Origin of the sequence: Lactobacillus sp. OTU4228, assembly GCF_001006945.1 — a bacterium.
Classification (GTDB): domain Bacteria; phylum Bacillota; class Bacilli; order Lactobacillales; family Lactobacillaceae; genus Lactobacillus; species Lactobacillus amylovorus.
In genome coordinates this window covers 94,964-111,542 of record NZ_CDLD01000012.1, presented here as the reverse complement: position 1 = coordinate 111,542, position 16,579 = coordinate 94,964, and the positions used below count along the sequence as shown (strand labels likewise).

Annotated in this window: 18 protein-coding genes; 6 read left to right on the top strand and 12 right to left on the bottom strand. The window is 38.5% G+C overall.

The window, feature by feature from the left end; genetic code table 11:
• Positions 1–26 precede the first annotated feature (26 nt).
• Positions 27–1,598, bottom strand: a complete 1,572-nt coding sequence (locus BN1206_RS02855; RefSeq protein ID WP_013437442.1) for a peptide chain release factor 3 — start codon at positions 1,596–1,598, stop codon at positions 27–29.
• Positions 1,598–2,464 (bottom strand): hemolysin family protein, encoded by an 867-nt coding sequence (locus tag BN1206_RS02850; RefSeq protein WP_013437441.1) that lies wholly within the window; start codon positions 2,462–2,464, stop codon positions 1,598–1,600. The genes BN1206_RS02855 and BN1206_RS02850 overlap by 1 nt, the downstream gene beginning before the upstream one ends.
• A 104-nt stretch (positions 2,465–2,568) precedes the next feature.
• On the opposite strand from BN1206_RS02850, the gene BN1206_RS02845 reads away from it, so the two are divergent.
• Positions 2,569–3,030 (top strand): hypothetical protein, encoded by a 462-nt coding sequence (locus tag BN1206_RS02845; protein WP_013437440.1) that lies wholly within the window; start codon positions 2,569–2,571, stop codon positions 3,028–3,030.
• Between the two features lie 7 nt (positions 3,031–3,037).
• Here BN1206_RS02845 and BN1206_RS02840 read toward each other — a convergent pair whose 3' ends face one another.
• A complete protein-coding gene (locus tag BN1206_RS02840; protein WP_013437439.1) occupies positions 3,038–3,517 on the bottom strand; it encodes a hypothetical protein in 480 nt (159 codons plus the stop codon).
• 13 nt (positions 3,518–3,530) lie between these two features.
• Positions 3,531–4,343, bottom strand: a complete 813-nt coding sequence (recX, locus tag BN1206_RS02835; protein ID WP_013437438.1) for a recombination regulator RecX — start codon at positions 4,341–4,343, stop codon at positions 3,531–3,533.
• A 126-nt stretch (positions 4,344–4,469) separates the two neighbouring features.
• Between recX and rlmD the strand changes: the two genes are divergently transcribed.
• Positions 4,470–5,849 carry a 23S rRNA (uracil(1939)-C(5))-methyltransferase RlmD gene (gene rlmD, locus BN1206_RS02830; RefSeq protein WP_013437437.1) on the top strand — a complete coding sequence of 460 codons (1,380 nt, stop codon included), beginning with the start codon at positions 4,470–4,472 and terminating at the stop codon, positions 5,847–5,849.
• 438 nt (positions 5,850–6,287) lie between these two features.
• Here the strand turns inward: rlmD and BN1206_RS02825 are convergent, their stop codons facing one another.
• Positions 6,288–7,208 carry an alpha/beta hydrolase gene (locus BN1206_RS02825; protein ID WP_013437436.1) on the bottom strand — a complete coding sequence of 307 codons (921 nt, stop codon included), beginning with the start codon at positions 7,206–7,208 and terminating at the stop codon, positions 6,288–6,290.
• Between the two features lie 96 nt (positions 7,209–7,304).
• Here BN1206_RS02825 and BN1206_RS02820 point away from each other — a divergent pair, with 96 nt between their 5' ends.
• Positions 7,305–7,589: a hypothetical protein gene (locus BN1206_RS02820; RefSeq protein WP_013437435.1), complete on the top strand. Its 285-nt coding sequence runs from the start codon at positions 7,305–7,307 to the stop codon at positions 7,587–7,589.
• Between the two features lie 47 nt (positions 7,590–7,636).
• Here BN1206_RS02820 and BN1206_RS02815 read toward each other — a convergent pair whose 3' ends face one another.
• The 6 genes from BN1206_RS02815 to map form a co-directional block, all read right to left on the bottom strand.
• Entirely contained in the window at positions 7,637–8,800 is a 1,164-nt protein-coding gene (locus tag BN1206_RS02815; RefSeq protein WP_052542888.1) for a hydroxymethylglutaryl-CoA synthase, read from the bottom strand.
• Positions 8,800–10,011 (bottom strand): hydroxymethylglutaryl-CoA reductase, degradative, encoded by a 1,212-nt coding sequence (locus tag BN1206_RS02810; protein ID WP_013641641.1) that lies wholly within the window; start codon positions 10,009–10,011, stop codon positions 8,800–8,802. The genes BN1206_RS02815 and BN1206_RS02810 overlap by 1 nt, the downstream gene beginning before the upstream one ends.
• Complete coding sequence (locus tag BN1206_RS02805; protein ID WP_014565664.1) at positions 10,011–11,171, bottom strand: thiolase family protein; 1,161 nt, start codon at positions 11,169–11,171, stop codon at positions 10,011–10,013. Before BN1206_RS02805 ends, BN1206_RS02810 begins: the two co-directional genes overlap by 1 nt.
• Positions 11,172–11,287: 116 nt before the next feature.
• Complete coding sequence (galU, locus tag BN1206_RS02800) at positions 11,288–12,187, bottom strand: UTP--glucose-1-phosphate uridylyltransferase GalU (protein WP_013437431.1); 900 nt, start codon at positions 12,185–12,187, stop codon at positions 11,288–11,290.
• 65 nt (positions 12,188–12,252) lie between these two features.
• Complete coding sequence (locus tag BN1206_RS02795) at positions 12,253–13,170, bottom strand: YihY/virulence factor BrkB family protein (RefSeq protein ID WP_013437430.1); 918 nt, start codon at positions 13,168–13,170, stop codon at positions 12,253–12,255.
• Positions 13,171–13,178: 8 nt separating this feature from the next.
• Complete coding sequence (gene map / locus BN1206_RS02790; protein WP_013641639.1) at positions 13,179–14,006, bottom strand: type I methionyl aminopeptidase; 828 nt, start codon at positions 14,004–14,006, stop codon at positions 13,179–13,181.
• A gap of 134 nt (positions 14,007–14,140) precedes the next feature.
• Here map and BN1206_RS02785 point away from each other — a divergent pair, with 134 nt between their 5' ends.
• Both BN1206_RS02785 and BN1206_RS02780 read left to right on the top strand, forming a co-directional pair.
• Entirely contained in the window at positions 14,141–14,587 is a 447-nt protein-coding gene (locus BN1206_RS02785; protein ID WP_013437428.1) for a flavodoxin domain-containing protein, read from the top strand.
• Positions 14,580–15,101, top strand: coding sequence for a GtrA family protein (locus BN1206_RS02780; protein WP_013437427.1), 522 nt, complete (start codon positions 14,580–14,582; stop codon positions 15,099–15,101). The genes BN1206_RS02785 and BN1206_RS02780 overlap by 8 nt, the downstream gene beginning before the upstream one ends.
• A gap of 16 nt (positions 15,102–15,117) precedes the next feature.
• On the opposite strand, the gene wecB is transcribed toward BN1206_RS02780, so the two are convergent.
• Positions 15,118–16,260: a non-hydrolyzing UDP-N-acetylglucosamine 2-epimerase gene (gene wecB / locus BN1206_RS02775; RefSeq protein ID WP_013437426.1), complete on the bottom strand. Its 1,143-nt coding sequence runs from the start codon at positions 16,258–16,260 to the stop codon at positions 15,118–15,120.
• 112 nt (positions 16,261–16,372) lie between these two features.
• Between wecB and BN1206_RS02770 the strand changes: the two genes are divergently transcribed.
• Complete coding sequence (locus BN1206_RS02770) at positions 16,373–16,561, top strand: hypothetical protein (protein ID WP_013437425.1); 189 nt, start codon at positions 16,373–16,375, stop codon at positions 16,559–16,561.
• The last annotated feature ends 18 nt before the right edge of the window (positions 16,562–16,579 follow it).

Genomic DNA, 16,579 nt, shown 5'->3' with positions numbered 1-16,579 from the left:
TTTGTAGTTCTCCTTTTTTACGTCTATTATAACTTTTCAGTTAATTTAACATCTGGATATTTGTCGTGGAAGAAACGTTCTGCAAATTCATTTTCAAATAAGAATAATGGATTGCCATAGCGGTCCTTAACCAGCAAGTTACGGCTGTTAGACATTCTTGGATCAAGTTGATCTGGATCAATCCAACGAGCCACACGGTGACCGATACTGTTCATTTCAACTTCTGAATTATATTCGTTCTTCATTCTGAATTGGAATACTTCAAATTGCAATTGACCAACAGCACCTAAAATGTATTCATCAGTTTGGTAATTGCGGTAAAGCTGAATGGCACCTTCTTGAACCAACTGGTTCATCCCCTTATGGAATGACTTCTGCTTCATCACGTTCTTAGCAGTTACACGCATGAACAATTCAGGGGTAAATTCTGGAAGTGGTGGATAAACAATCTTACGCTTGCCAGCATAAATACTGTCACCAATTTGGAAATTACCAGTATCATACAAACCAACGATATCACCTGCAACCGCATCTGAAACTTGCACACGTTCACTAGACATGAACTCTGTTGCATTATTCAAACGGATTGGCTTATCAGTTCTAGCTAAGGTTACATCCAAGCCCTTCTTAAATTCACCACTACCAATACGAACAAAGGCAATACGGTCACGGTGGTGTGGGTTCATGTTAGCCTGAATCTTGAAGACAAAGCCTGAAAATTCAGGATCTTCTGGGCTCAATTCTTCATCCCCATTTACAGTATGGCTTTCTGGAGCTGGAGCCAAATCAACGAAGCTATTCAAGAATGTTTCTACACCAAAGTTGGTCAAAGCTGAACCAAAGAAGACAGGAGTTTGATCACCCATCGCAATCTTTTCACGGTCAAACTTGTTACCAGCTTCCTTAATCAAGTCGATTTCATCAAGGGTATCCTTAAATTGTGGATCTTGACTAAGTGGTTCACTATCAGGCAAAGTACCTTCATCGTTCAATGGTAAGAAACGATCTTGACCATCTTTACGGTAAAGTTCAACGCGTTTGCTAGCAATATCGTAAAGACCCTTCAAGGTTTGACCTGAACCAATTGGCCAGTTCATTGCCACACCTTCGATGCCAAGCAAATCTTCTAGTTCAGCAATCAAATCTAGTGGTGGACGACCATCACGGTCAAGCTTGTTCATAAAGGTAAAAATTGGAATACCACGTTTTTTAACAACCTTAAACAATTTCTTAGTTTGAGGTTCGATACCCTTAGCTGAGTCAATTACCATGACTGCTGAGTCAACGGCCATCAATGTACGGTAAGTATCTTCAGAGAAGTCTTGGTGACCTGGCGTATCCAAAATATTGATCCGCTTGCCCTTATATTCAAACTGCATAACTGAACTAGTAACGGAAATACCACGCTTTTTTTCGATTTCCATCCAGTCACTAGTTGCGTAGTTACCTGTCTTACGTGCCTTAACGGTACCTGCCTTACGAATTACCCCACCAAAAAGCAGCATTTGTTCAGTAATAGTCGTTTTACCTGCGTCAGGGTGTGAAATAATCGCAAAGGTTCTTCTTTTATTTACTTTATCTGCTAACTCTTTATCCATTAGTCCTTTTTATCTTCTTCCTTTTTTAGTCCATCTTCTGACAGCAATACTGTCAACAATCTCGAGCCCTTCATTCTTCTGGTGGTAAGCGTCTTGCCATCTCCAATATCAACTGTCAACTTTTCCCCTTTTGCTGGAATTACCTTTAGAGTATTGATAACGTACCCAGCTACTGTATCGACATCTTCCATTTCAAGATGCGTACCAAATTGCTCGTTAAATTCATCAAGTGGCATCTTGCCGTAAATAATGTATTTATGAGGTGCAATTTGATTATACAAAACTTCTGTATGATCGACTTCATCATCGATATCACCGACGATCTCTTCAACCAAGTCTTCAATTGTTGCTAGACCAGTAACACCGCCATATTCGTCCATCAAAATAGCCAGCTGCCTTTGTGTCTGCTGCATTTCCATCAGCAAGTCTCCTAATTCAGCTGTTTCAAGTGCAAATAATGGTTCGATCATTACGTCTTCATAATCGAGATTTTCAAAGCCTTTTTGCTTAGCCATGCGCAAAACGCTTCTGATATGAATGACGCCAACGATCTTATCTTTATCTCGTTTATAAACTGGGACACGTGAATAAGGCTCACGTAAAATCTCATCCAAATTATCCTGAAGGCTCACTTCCGCATCAACCATGAATGCATCCGTTCTTGGCACCATTACTTCACGGGCCGTTTTACCTTGAAATTCAAGGATTCCTTCAAGCATTGAAAATTCTTTGTCGTCAATTTTATGACTATCATGTAAATTAACGATTTCTTTTTCTAAATGATCTTTAGTTTCTTCTTTTTTATCGCCTGATAGTTTATTTTTCAGGCGGTCAAAAAAATTATCCGCTCCAGGATCACTACTCATTTGTATACTCTCTTTCTTAAAAAGTCATCTAAATAAAGATATTATAGCATACAGCAAGTGTCATTATGTTAAAATAGCACATAAGACTAAGGAGGTTGGATACAATGAAAAAAAGCCACGTCTTGCTTGTTTTCACATTTTTATTGCTTATCCCATATATTTGCAGTCTAGCAATTATTGGTATTGGCTATAATGCATTGGTACTGCACTCAGCAGAGATCTGCCGTACGATCATCGGAGCTTTAGTTGGCTCAATCATCATGTTTGCTGTTAAGGCAACAATTCAACGTCCAGTTGATTTATTAGCCGTTCAAACCAATGATGGCTTGTTAAAACAACTTTTGCGTTTCTTCAGTATTAGACGACGCTACTTCTTGCTGTTCGCTAATATTGTTCTAGACTTCATTTTATGCTTTGCATCAACATATCTAGTCCGTTCAATTATGACCCTAGACCAAATCGTAGGCAATTCAATCGGATTCGTGTTGTTGATTATGTTCGTTTCAACTTGTCTTGGAGCTTACGTCGAATACGACAACTTATCAATCGATCCGCAACAACATTAATTTTTATTTATTCACTGACCTTTAAGTAGAAATCTTGGGTCAGTCTTTTTGTATCCAGATCAAGATCCCAAACCATGTATGGTGTATCGCTGTCACCTAAGTTTTGGTAAACCTTAACACCGTTGTCCATTACTTTTTTAACAAAAGTAGAAACAGTGCTAGTTAAAGGCAAATTGAAGAAAACAAGGTTTTGATTTTCTTGAACTTCTTCATCAACTTCAGCTTTAGGCAAGTCAAATTTCATCAAGCCAGTTGGCACTTTGCTATCTGCATTAGCGATCACGCCGTACCAGTACATGAAATTATCTTCTCCTGAGACGATCAATGCAGTACGTTTATTTTCTAAGTCGTTGTCAGCTAAAAACTTTTGAAAAGTTTCATCATTTTCCATTTGTTGGTTAGCTTCCATGAAACTCTTTTGTGCATTCATCAAGCTAGATGGAAAAGGACGACCTACAAATATTTTTTCATCGATAGTTTTCTTCATTTTTTCTCCTCAACTAATATTCAGCTAATTCACTTAAATCAATTACTTCTCCATTTAAGAAAGCATCAATTTCTCCTGATGAAAAGCCATGACTGAATAAATACTTTTTGATCTTAAATTTGCGCTCTGTTTCATCAAAACGACGGAATCTCTTATATGCCTTAATGCCCTGCTTTTTTAAAGCTTCCATTTGCATATCTTCATCATCTGCCAAATCCAAAGAAGAAATGATTTCGCTGCTAATGCCGCCATCAAAACCATGAGCCAGCAGTTTGCTTCTCATCTTGCGTTCAATTTCTCTTTGTGAGATTTTTCCCACTTGATGCACCATTGACTTAATCACTCTCTGGCCGACGTCAATCCAATCCTCATCATCTATTTCATCAAGCTCTACCTGACTAATTTCGGGATCAACACCTTTTTGCGTTAATTTGCGGAGCAGGCTCTTAGGACCATCGGAACCAACACGAAGGTCATTTTTGATAAAAAGTCTAACATATTGTCGGTCATCCAAATAGCCCAATTCATTTAACTGACTAACAGCGCTATTGGCTGCTTCATCGGAAATCTCGTGCTTTTTCAAATACTGTAAAACTTCAAACACGGTTCGAGGCTCATAACTCAAAAAATGAGCGGCTAAATCACTGGCTTTAGCATCTGCATCAAATTGACGAACTTGTTCAATTTGATCATCATTTAGTTCTTTTCCTTTTAGTAAAACAAATTCAGCTATAGTCTTTTCACTAGCAGAAAAAGCATACTTGCCATCCAAAAAAATATTATAACGTCCTGGGCGCCGTTGTGCACTTACTTTGGTTATCAACACTTGTTTTCACCTCGCAATATTCTAAATTACATGCTAGCAAATTTTTGTAATGCTTGCTAAGAACTTTTTTTAGGTAGTACAATTAGTAGCAATGTAATTTAGTTTTTAGTAGAAAGAATAAGGATAATGAATAGAAAATTTTCCAAGAATAAACAACGCGAAAAAGATGTCATCATTACCATTAAACGCTTAGGCATCAATGGTGAAGGCATCGGTTATTACAAAAAGAAGATCATCTTCATCCCTGGTGCTTTGCCAGGTGAAGTAGTCGTAGCCAAAATCGTGAAGAGCTACCCTCATTACATTGAAGGCGAATTAGTACGCATTAAAGAAAAAAGCCCTGATCGTGTGGACTTCCCTGAAGGCGTTGATCCAGAAATCGGCGGTTTAGAGCTATCGCATTTGTCCTACGACAAGCAACTTGAATTCAAGCGCAACAATATGCTTGAGTCACTTAAGAAATATCACCCACGTGGCTACGCTAAATACAAGGTTAAAAAGACTATTCCTGCTCCAGATCCATGGCACTACCGCAACAAGGCACAATATCAAATTGAAAGCGTCCATGGCAAAACCAAGTTGGGTCTTTTTGCACCAAATTCTCACCGTCTAATTGACTTGCCTAAGATGCCAACCCAAAATGAAGACACCCAAAAAACAGAACGTGAAATTAAGGAATTAATCGAAAAATTGCACGTTCCAGTCGCAAACTATCGTCGTCATTTGCCAGGTATTAAGACAGTGGTTGTTCGTCAATCAGAAGCTACTAAAGAAATTCAAGTTACCTTAATTACTATCGACCACAAGCTCAAGAACTTGATCCCACTTGCAAAAGAAATCATGAAGCTCGATCATGTAGTCAGCGTTTATCAAAACGAAACTGAATGGCAAAACCCACAAGTTTGGGGCAACAAGACTGAAAAGTTATTGGGCAAAAACCAAATCGTTGAAGAAATTTTGGGCAAGAAATTCGCTTTGTCTCCACGTGCTTTCTTCCAACTCAACCCTGTTCAAACCGTTAACCTTTATTCAGAAGCCTTAAAATACCTTGACTTAACTCCAGATCAAACTTTAATCGATGCCTATAGTGGTGTAGGTACACTCGGCATTTTAGCAGCTGATCGCGTTAAGCAAGTTATCGGTATTGAAACTATTCCTGAAGCAGTTAAGGATGCGCAACACAACGTTGAATTGAACCACATTAAAAACGCTGATTACATTCAAGGTGCTACCGAAAAGGTATTGCCTGAATTGCAAAACAGCGGCGTATCAATCGACGCTTTGATCGTGGACCCACCAAGAACTGGTTTAGCAAAGAGTTTGATCAAGACAATCTTACGCGTTAAACCAGAAACCTTTGTCTACATTTCATGTAATCCTTCAACTTTAGCTCAAGATTTAGTTTTACTTAGCGAAGCATACGACGTTCGCTTAATCCAAAATGTCGATATGTTGCCACAAACACCTCGTTGTGAAGCTATTGCTAAATTAGTTTTACGTAAATAATAACAATAATAAGCCTAGTCAAACGACTAGGCTTTTTTTGTGCCATAAAAAAGCAGCTGCCGGACAATCCTGTCTCTTTGCAGCCGCAATTTCAAGTGGATGAGGCAGCTCATCAATTGATAGTCACGATTTTCAGTTGTTTGATTTGTGTTAAAACATTGGCTATCGCAATCAATATTAACATTCACTTGTTCGGGTCTTTACATAAAACGTAACTTTTTAATGAATTGGAGTTTTCTGCGAACAGCCACAGACAGTTAATAAATAGCATTTAATTAAGTGATTTATGGCTGACACCTCTACATATAGAGAATCTTTCAAGTTTCCAATAATACAATTCTGGAGATAAAAACTTATTGTTCATTTTACATTTGTTAACTTTATTTCTACCTCTTCCACACCATTAATTATATCCGGTTGTGTAACCGCTTGCAATAATTAGAGCTTATATTTATCCAAAAAAGCCTTAACTGTCTTTTGATATTCCTTTTTATACATTGGATAAGACAAGGCATGTCCTGCTAAAGGCGCAATCCAGATTTCCTTTGGCGCATCAGTTGCAGCATAATTTTGATAAACCATTTCGGTCGGCACAAAATGATCCTTACCACCGTGAATAAACAAGAATGGTCTGGTATTCTTCTTTAACTGCTCAACCGATGAAGCCTGTCCCAAGAAAAAGCCATTCTTAACTTTATTGATTCCGCTAATAGCTTCAACCAAAGGCATACGAGCAATCTTATTTAAGTTGCACAAATTACCGGCTTGATACATGATCTCCTCTTTAACGCTTGAATAGCCGCAATCTTCGATAAATGCCTTAACCTGGCTAGGCAATTTCATACCGCTGACCATCATTGTGGTAGCACCGCCCATACTTTGGCCCATCACAATAATCTTGCTATCTTGACCATTTTTGGCAATCACTTGCCTAATCCAATTGCGAATATCTTCTTTTTCAACCCAGCCATAGCCGATATATTTACCAGCACTTCTGCCTTGCGCACGAGCATCAGGCAAAAGCACATTATAACCAAAATCATAGAACATTTTGGCAAAACCGCCCATGCTATCGCTATCACTCATAAAACCATGTAGCAAAATAGCCGTTTTATCTGAATCATGATTTAAATATTGGGCAAATAGCGTCAAGCCACTTTTAGTTTCAAGACTCCATTTTTCTTTTGGAAAATCTCTAAACCAAACTTTATTGCGATAAAGTGAATCTTTACCTGATAACTTTTTTGAATCCGGCTTTTTATTAAATGGCGTCATTGCCATCTTAAAGAAATAGTCACTAGCAATTGCAAAACCAGTACCTGCTACTAGAAGTGATGTTAATAATAGCTTTTTCTTCATATGCGTGCACTTTCTAAATAAATTAAGCTGTTTTATTTTATAATTATCAAAAGAATATTGAATATTGAATATTTTTACTTTAATTATACGAGAAAAATGCGCTTAACGGACTTATTACAATTAATTGATGATCTTAATCTCAATACAAGTTTTTATTTAAAAATAGCTGGTAAAACTATGCCCTGGGGCAAATTAACTTTAGCAGGAGAAAAATGTCTGCTTTATCCAGGACAAAAAGCTTTAACCAAAAAGAAAATAGTAAAATTAGTGGGCAAAATGCATGGCCGCGGCATCCCTCTTATCGCCGTAGTAGCCGAAAAAGAATATCCTCTTTTTGGCCTGCAAATAGTTGAAGATGAACGCAAAGCAATCTTGCTCTAATAAAAAACGTTTGGCTAAGCCAAACGTTTTATTTTTCTATCTTTATGCTACTTTTCTTTGTATTGACGTACATGGTCCTTAGTACCTGCGAAATACCAAGTACCCTTTTCATCATCACTATCTAATTCCTGACCATCTTCTGGATCTTCTAAGGCAGCATTGAAGACATCTTCATATTCAGGAATAGTCAACTTCTTACGACGGTCGAGTAGTGCCATATCCTTGGCCTGATCAATTTCATTTTCATAGTCTGTGACCAAGTTGCCACTGTAGAATTCACCCATCGCACCTGAGCCATATGAAAATAGCCCAACTAATGAACCTGCGGCCAAGTTGGCATTTTCAAGCAGACTAAGCAAACTCAAATATAATGATGCAGTATAAACATTACCAACGCGGCGTGATAATTGCTTGGCAGCTTCAAAACTATTTTCTAGTTTCTTAGTCGTCTCTTCATCTTGACCTTCTACCGCAATTCTGTTTGCCTTAAGCGCCATCTTAGTAAATGGCATGTGATAAGTAATCGCATCAAAATCACTAGTCTTAAGATTCTTTTGCTTTTTGTAGGCATTGAAAGTCTTAGTAAAGAAGTCCAAGTAAACTTGAGTTGAATATTTTCCTTCAACCATCGCTACACGTGAGAAGTTTGGTCGCCAGAAGTCATTGATATCTTCGCTGTAAGCACTGTGACCATCGTTTAAAGCAACAATGCTTGGATCAGCCTTGATCAACATACTGATACTGCCGGCACCTTGCGTAACTTCACCCGGAGTACCTACACCATAACGCGCAATATCACTACCGATTACTATAGCGGTTTGATGAGGATGAACTCTAACAAAGTCACGCGCAATCATCAAGGTGGCAGTTAAACCAAAGCAAGCTTCCTTAACTTCAAAAGTTCTAACTTCTGGTTTTAACTTCAAAGCGGTTTTGACAAATAAAGAAGCAGACTTAGATTGGTCAACGCTACTTTCTGTACCAAAGACCAACAGACCAACCTTATCCTTGTCGATGCGGTTAATATAACGCATGGTGGCGTTGATCCCCATTGAAACTGCATCTTGAGTTTGGTCAGCAACACTCATTTCATTTTGACCAATTCCAATCAAGAATTTGTTAGGATCTTGGTTTCTTGCATGTGCCAAATCAACCATATCGACATACTTATTTGGCGTAAAAAATCCAATCTTATCAATACCTACTTGCATTATTTTTCCTCTCTTAATTTCTCCAAAATATCCTTTGCATGACTTTCTGAATAATTCTTTTCTTGAATCATCCTATTTAAAACTGTCTTTTTCTCTTCTTTAGTCGCTTTCAGCTCAGCTACTACGTTGCGAGCCTGCAATTTCATATGACCTGCTTGAATGCCCACTGTTGAAATAGCTAACAAAGCAGCCAAATTATTGGCTAACCCAATACTGGTGATAATTTCACCCAAAACTTTGCTGGTGATATCTTTACCTAAAATGGCAAAGCTTTGTTGGACATCGCGGCGAGCCTTGATTGAACCACCCACAACACCAATTGCCATCGGTAAGGTTAATTCACCCACCAACTTGTCATCCTTCATTGTCCATTTTGACAAACTGCGATATTGTCCGTCTTGATTTGCTAAAACGGCAGTAGCATTTTCAATTGCTCGGTAGTCATTGCCGGTCGCTATTAAAACAGCGTCGACGCCATTCATGATCCCCTTGTTATTGGTTACCGCACGATACGGATCTTCATAGCCAATTTGACTAAGCAAAACAATCCGTTCAGCCACTTTTTCGCCACCGATAGTCGCTGGATCAATTTTTACTTCAGCCTTGGTCAATTGACTCGGATAGTTAGACAAAATGGCGAAAAGTTTTTCTTCAACATGATCCAACTGTCCTAATTTTGCACTCAAAAATTCAAGAATTGAATTAGTCTTATTAGCTCCCATAGCTTCGGCTGGATCTACCAAAACTTTAAGATAAACTAAATTACCTTGTTGTCTAGCCGAAATAGAGCGAGTACCACCACCATGACCAACCAAGCTGGCAAATTTTTGATTAGCCAAATCAACTAAATTAGAAAATTCATCTTTCAAGTCTGCCAAAGAAAATTGTTCATCAACCTTTAAAACAATTTGACCATAGATCCCATCCCTATGGCTGACAGTACTTACGCCGCCGTTTTTGACAAAAATACTGGCACCGTGATTTGCAGCAGCGACTACAGATGGTTCCTCGGTTGCCATTGGCACCATGTATTTTTGTCCATCAATAATCAAGTTTTGAACTACACCTAATGGCAAACGCAGTTGACCAATCACGTTTTCGCTCAATTCATCCAAACGTTTTAATACCTGGTCATCAATATCTTCTAATTCAAGGCCTTCGTCTTGTAAAAGTTTTCTTCTTTGCTCAGGCTGTAATTGATAAAACTTCATTAGGCATTCTCGATTTCATAAGCAACCGCTTGGCCACCACCGATACACAAGGTAACCAAAGCTCTCTTGCCATTTCTATTCTTTAATCCACTAATTGCGGAAGCTACTAAACGCGTACCTGTTGCACCTAATGGGTGACCTAATGCAATCGCGCCGCCCATAATATTCAATTTATCCATTGGAATGTGCAAGTCTCTTGCCACTGCAAGGCCTTGAGCAGCAAAAGCTTCGTTTAATTCGATGATGTCGTAATCATCAATTTTGCGGCCAGTCTTAGCTAACAACTTCTTAACGGCATAGTAAGGAGTATAGCCCATGTAAGCCGGATCAAAACCGGCTTCCGCAAATGCACCTAACTTAGCAATTGGAGTTAAATGCAATTCTTCCATCTTTTCTTTAGTAGCAAGTACTAACATGCTGGCACCATCATTCAATGGGGATGAATTGCCGGCTGTTACTTGACCATCTTCCTTAAAGACGGGCTTTAAGTTGCTTAAGGCTTCAAGACTAGTATCAGGACGAATTGATTCATCATGATCCAAGGTTTGACCGTTAAGTTCAACCTTTAAAATTTCATTTTTGAAAAAGCCAGATTTAGTTGCTTTTGTTGCAAGTTGGTGTGAACGTAAACTGAATTCGTCCATTTCTTTGCGCGAAACATGATATCTCTCAGCAACGTTTTCAGCTGTAATTCCCATGTGTTTGCCAGAAAAAGCATCCATTAAGGCATCGTTGATCATCGTACTGGTTAAGTGATCTGCTGGATCAGCCTTGTATTCTTTTTTAACAAAGTATGGTGCGCGTGTCATGTTTTCACTACCACCAACAGCTACCAAATCCAAGTCGCCCATTTCCATTTGACCTTGGGCCAAACGAACAGCCTTTAAACTTGAACCACAAACTTCATTGATTGTCACTGCAGCTGACTCTTGCTTCATCCCTGAATTAAGAGCAACTTGACGGGCCATATTTTCACCAAGACCTGTACCTAAAACATTACCCATAAAAAGAGCTTGAACATCTTGCGGATTAATATTTCCCGCTTTCAAAGTCCCCTTTAATGCCATTACTCCCAACTCAATTGCGGAAGTATCCTTAAAAAAGCCACGATACTTGCCAAAAGGTGTTCTTTTGGCTGCAACAATATATATATCCTTCACTTATTTATTCTCTCCATCATGTAAAATTCGATAAATATGATCATAACAAAAAATTATTAAGAATACATAAAAAAGACTACGCTTTCGTGTAGTCTGTCAGAATCTTTAAAGATCATTTACTTTTTGGCTTTATCTTCAGCTTCAAATTGCTTGCCTAAGCGTTGAATATAAGCACGAAGTTGTTCCTTAATTTCAGGGTGCTTCAAACCATATTCAATTGAAGTTTCAAGGTAGCCTTCCTTGTTACCAACATCGTGACGTTCACCCTTAAATACATGAGCAAAAACTCTTTGCGTCTTGTTCATCGTATCAATGGCATCAGTCAATTGAATTTCGCCGCCACGACCAGGTTTTTGATGAGCTAAAATACCAAAAATTTCTGGTGTAAGGAGGTAGCGACCAATAATTGCGTAATCACTAGGTGCCTTATCAATGTCTGGCTTTTCAACGAATGACTTAACGTTGATCAAACCTGGCATAATTTCGTTTTCTGGTTCAATTACACCGTATTTTGAAACCTCCTTATGTGGTACTGGCATAACGGCAATGGTTGATGCATGAGTCTTGTTGTAGCGATCAATCAATTGCTTAGTAAGTGGCGTTTCATCGTCCATCAAGTCGTCACCTAACATAACGACAAATGGTTCATCCCCTACGAAACTGCGAGCACGGTAAATAGCGTCACCTAAGCCAGCTGGATGTGGTTGTCTAGTGTAGTATAAATTAACGCCAAGATTAGTAATGCCTTGAGTTAATTTCAAAAGTTCGTTCTTGCCCTTTTCAGCTAAGTCTTGTTCAAGTTCTGGGTTAGAATCAAAGTGATCTTCAATTGGGCGCTTGTTTTTGCCGATAACGATCAAAATATCTTCGATACCAGACTTCTTAGCTTCTTCAACGATAAATTGAATAGTTGGTTTATCAACGATTGGCAGCATTTCCTTAGGTAAAGCCTTAGTAGCAGGCAAGAATCGAGTACCTAAGCCGGCTGCAGGAATAACAGCTTTTCTTACTTTCATTGATGCAAATACACTTTCTTTTTTCTATCTTATGAAATAATCATAGCAAATTTATTAATCTTCAGCTACTTTTGTTTTCTTCTATCTTGAATATAACTTGCTACCCTACCAGCAGAATATTCTAACTCTCCTTCGCGATTGTGCACGATTGTCGCATTTACGCCTACGCCAAGCAGGAATAAGATTGCCGCTATATTTAGCCACAGCATAAAGATAATAAAAGTACCAATGATGCCGTAATTTTCCCAGGTAATCGGGAAGTGATGCAAATAAAAGCTAAATAAAAACGACAGTGCTAGCCAGCCAATCACAGTTACAATTACCCCTGGCCAAATTACTCTTTTCTTCAGCTTAATATTTGGCAATACATAGTTGAGATAGTAAACAGCCAAGATCATCATTAAAAGCACAACTGGATAACGATAACTAAAAATCTTGTCGATTTCTTCTACAGGCAATTGAAAAATTGGACTCAAAAAATGCAATAGCTGCTGACCAAAGACTAATGCTAAAGTAGCGCCTGTAAAAAGTATGATCATTAGCGTCGTAAATGCGATTGTAATCATTCTAGTCCAAAGGAAATTAACTATGGAAAGTTTAAGTTCAATTTGTCGGACGCCATATAATCTATTTTCGCCTAACCGAATCGCGTTAACCAAACTGGAAAACGACCAAACGGCCAACACAATACCAAAAGACATATATCCGGTCGAAGTCGTTTTTAGCAGCGAATTAATAATCGGCATAATGTACTTTGATATCTGATCTGGAAACACAAAGTCCAAATAATTAGCAATCGGTGCCGTATCAATGTGAAACAACGGCAAAATGTTCCCAATAATAATGATGATGGGAAAAATCGAAAACAAAATATAGTAGGCGATGACGATCGAACTATCGAGAATTTCACCTTGAGACAGAATGGTACGTAAAGTAAGAAAAAATTGGCCCAGCTTGGAATCGAGTCGATTCTTATTTTTCATTCAAAAACCTAATCGTCCATTTCGTCAAAGTGAGGAATGTACTTTTCTAAACCATCGTAAGGACGTTGTAAAGTCAAAATCTTAGGGCCATCTTTGGTAATGGCAAAGGTGTGTTCAAATTGAGCTGCGTTTGAACCATCTGGAGTTGCGTAGTAAACCCAGTCATCGTTAGGATCATCAACAGTTCTTTGGTCAATGTGCCAATCGCCACCTGCTTCAACCATTGGTTCACAGGTGATAGTCATACCTTCACGAAGACGGATACCGTGACCAGCCTTACCCCAGTGTGGTACTTCTGGATCTTCGTGGATTGATGGTTGAATACCGTGACCGATTAATTCACGAACGTCACCGTAATGGTTTTCGTCTTCAACCCAGTGTTGAATTGCGGCACCAATATCACCAATTCTGTTACCTAAAACGGCTTGATCGATACCAAGATACATAGCCTTCTTAGTTACTTCAATTAACTTCTTATCAGCGTCTGAAATTTTACCTACTGGGTAAGTAGTACATGAGTCTGATTCATAACCGTTCAAGTTGCAGGTAACATCCACCTTAACAATGTCGCCTTCCTTTAAAATGCGGTCTTTTCTAGGAGTTTGGTGAGCAATTTCATCATTAACTGAAATACAAGTACCGTATTTGTAGCCTTCAAAACCTTGTTCTGAAAGACGGCCGCCACGGCTCTTAACGAAGTCTTGGCAGAATTCTTCGATTTCCCAGGTTGAGATGCCTGGCTTGATAACATCGCGCAAGCCTTCAAACATTGTGGCAAGAAGGTGGCCTGAAGCTTGCATGCCTTTAAGTTCACGAATTGATTTAATTGTAATCAAAATAATTTCTCCTTTAAAAAATATATTCTCTCCTATTATAACGTTTTAATGAAGATTTTTAAAAGTTTAGCTAAAAACGCCTAGTTTCATGTATAATAAGGTGTCGTATAACGCAGTGAAAGGTATGAAAAATCATGAAAGCAAGAATTGTCTACGCCAGTATGACTGGTAATGATGAAGATATGGCAGATATTTTAGAGGAAGATCTACAAGATTATGGCGTTGATGTTGAAACAAGCGATGTAGGTTTCACCGATGCAAGCGATTATTTAGATAGCGATCTTTGCATTTTCATAACTTACACTTACGGTGAAGGTGTAATGACCGACGAAATTGCAGACTTTTATGACGAATTAAAGAAGCTTGATCTTACCGATAAGTACTTTGCAGTGATGGGATCAGGTGACAAGACTTATGGCGAACACTTCTGTGAGAATGTATTCGACTTCGAAAAGGCATTCAAGGCTTGTCATGCCACAGAAATCACCAAACCTGTTACCATCGAAAACGCACCTGACGATGATGCGATCGATTTAATCGATCAAGCTGCAAAAGAAATGGCCGATAAATTAAATGACTAAAAATAAAAAAGAAGTTACTATTGGTGATCAAGCTCAGATTCGCAAATTAGGACAAAAGCTAATCAAAAGGCACCGTAATTTATGGGTCTACACGATTTTTGGCTTTGTAGCTGCGCTGATCAATACCGTAGTCTTCATGGTTCTACACTCTTGGTGGCACAACGTAATGGTGATTTCCAACACCATTGCGTTCATCATTTCCAACTTGGCTTCGTTTTACTTTAACCAAAAAGCCGTTTTTATTAACAACGTAGATCATGAACACAGTACGTGGCACAAGCTAATTGTTTTCTTTACTTACAGAGTAATCAGTTTAATTCCCGATACCTTAATCATGTTGGTTGGTTTGTCCTGGCTTCACTTAAATGCCCTCTTGGTTAAAATTATTGACCAAGTTTTAGTCGGAATTTTCAATTATCTAACTACTAGATCTGTCTTTCAAAAACAAGAACATACCATGATTGAACGTGCAAAAAGGCGCATTCAAGAACAAAAAGCAAAAAAGAAGCAGTAAAAACTGCTTCTTTTTTCTATTCAAAATCTGCTGGCTTAGCTACTTCGTCTTTATGGAAGTAGTAGTAAATGTCATCCATGATGCGATCACTAGCATAACCATCACCGTATGGGTTCTTGGCGTTAGCCATCTTGTCATATGCTTCTTTATTTTCAAGAAGTTTAAGCATACTTTCTCTTACTTTATCTACTTCAGTCCCAACCAGCTTCAAAGTACCAGCCTTCACACCTTCTGGACGTTCAGTTGTGTCACGCAATACAAGCACTGGCTTACCAAGACTAGGCGCTTCTTCTTGTACGCCGCCTGAATCAGTCATGATAAAGTAACTGCGTTTAGCCAAGTTATGGAAGTCAACAACGTCAAGCGGTTCAATCAAGTGAATGCGAGGATCGCCGCCTAAAACTTCGTTAGCTACTTGTTGCACTCTTGGCGACAAGTGCACTGGATAAATAATTTCCACATCAGGATGTGAATCGATTACTTGACGCATCACTTTGAAGACGCGACGCATTGGCTCACCTTGGTTTTCACGACGGTGCATAGTAACCAAGATTACTTTATTGCCAGGAGTAATATCATCCATTACTGCGTGGTGGTAATCTTTTTGCACGGTTTGTTCCAAAGCATCAATTGCAGTGTTACCAGTTACGAAAATATTGTCAGCCTTATGATTTTCCTTAAGCAAATTACTCTTGGACAATTCGGTTGGCGCAAAATACAAGTCAGTTAAATCGTCAGTCATTTGACGGTTCATTTCTTCAGGATATGGCGAATACTTATTCCAAGTTCTCAGCCCTGCTTCCACGTGACCCAAAGTCGTTTGTTGGTAAAATGTCGCAAGAGCTGCCGCAAAACTTGTAGTCGTGTCGCCGTGAACCAAAACAATATCTGGCTTTTCCTCTTTAATCACTTTAGATAAATCAATCATTACCTTAGAAGTAATTTCTTCCAAAGTCTGATTCTTATGCATGATATTGAAGTCATAATCAGGTTTAATATTAAAAATATCAAGCACTTGATCAAGCATTTCACGGTGCTGTGCACTAACAACGGTCACTTCTTCAAAGCGGTCGTCTTTTTTTAATTTCAAAACAAGTGGTGCCATCTTAATTGCTTCTGGACGCGTGCCAAAAACAGTCATTACTTTAATTTTTTGCATAAAAAAATCCTCCGAAAACCTAATCTTACTATAACTGATTTAGGACTATCTTGCACTCCATTTATACAATATGCTTTAATGAATATGTCACTAAAGAAAGACGGGTATATTTATGAATAATGGTTTATTAGTTTTAATTACAACCGCACTTGTAATCATCATCGGTTGTTTCTGTTTAGTCTTCGGCTTAGATAAATCCAAGCTACCTAGAACAAGAAGAAGACTGCTTTACACTGCATTAATTTGCGTATTCCTTGTTTGGGGACTAATTACTTTTATCATGCTCAATCCAATGGGCTAAATTAAAAGCCATCTGAAA

Bases quoted from the DNA above. Each gene is read 5' to 3' on its own strand.
- BN1206_RS02825 (WP_013437436.1), bottom strand. From the start codon at position 7,208: ATGAAGAAAAAGCTATTATTAACATCACTTCTAGTAGCAGGTACTGGT.
- BN1206_RS02785 (WP_013437428.1), top strand. From the start codon at position 14,141: ATGAAAGCAAGAATTGTCTACGCCAGTATGACTGGTAATGATGAAGAT.
- BN1206_RS02850 (WP_013437441.1), bottom strand. From the start codon at position 2,464: ATGAGTAGTGATCCTGGAGCGGATAATTTTTTTGACCGCCTGAAAAAT.
- rlmD (WP_013437437.1), top strand. From the start codon at position 4,470: ATGAATAGAAAATTTTCCAAGAATAAACAACGCGAAAAAGATGTCATC.
- wecB (WP_013437426.1), bottom strand. From the start codon at position 16,260: ATGCAAAAAATTAAAGTAATGACTGTTTTTGGCACGCGTCCAGAAGCA.
- BN1206_RS02855 (WP_013437442.1), bottom strand. From the start codon at position 1,598: ATGGATAAAGAGTTAGCAGATAAAGTAAATAAAAGAAGAACCTTTGCG.
- BN1206_RS02770 (WP_013437425.1), top strand. From the start codon at position 16,373: ATGAATAATGGTTTATTAGTTTTAATTACAACCGCACTTGTAATCATC.
- BN1206_RS02845 (WP_013437440.1), top strand. From the start codon at position 2,569: ATGAAAAAAAGCCACGTCTTGCTTGTTTTCACATTTTTATTGCTTATC.
- BN1206_RS02815 (WP_052542888.1), bottom strand. From the start codon at position 8,800: ATGCAAGTAGGTATTGATAAGATTGGATTTTTTACGCCAAATAAGTAT.
- BN1206_RS02810 (WP_013641641.1), bottom strand. From the start codon at position 10,011: ATGAAGTTTTATCAATTACAGCCTGAGCAAAGAAGAAAACTTTTACAA.
- BN1206_RS02840 (WP_013437439.1), bottom strand. From the start codon at position 3,517: ATGAAGAAAACTATCGATGAAAAAATATTTGTAGGTCGTCCTTTTCCA.
- BN1206_RS02795 (WP_013437430.1), bottom strand. From the start codon at position 13,170: ATGAAAAATAAGAATCGACTCGATTCCAAGCTGGGCCAATTTTTTCTT.
- BN1206_RS02780 (WP_013437427.1), top strand. From the start codon at position 14,580: ATGACTAAAAATAAAAAAGAAGTTACTATTGGTGATCAAGCTCAGATT.
- galU (WP_013437431.1), bottom strand. From the start codon at position 12,187: ATGAAAGTAAGAAAAGCTGTTATTCCTGCAGCCGGCTTAGGTACTCGA.
- BN1206_RS02820 (WP_013437435.1), top strand. From the start codon at position 7,305: ATGCGCTTAACGGACTTATTACAATTAATTGATGATCTTAATCTCAAT.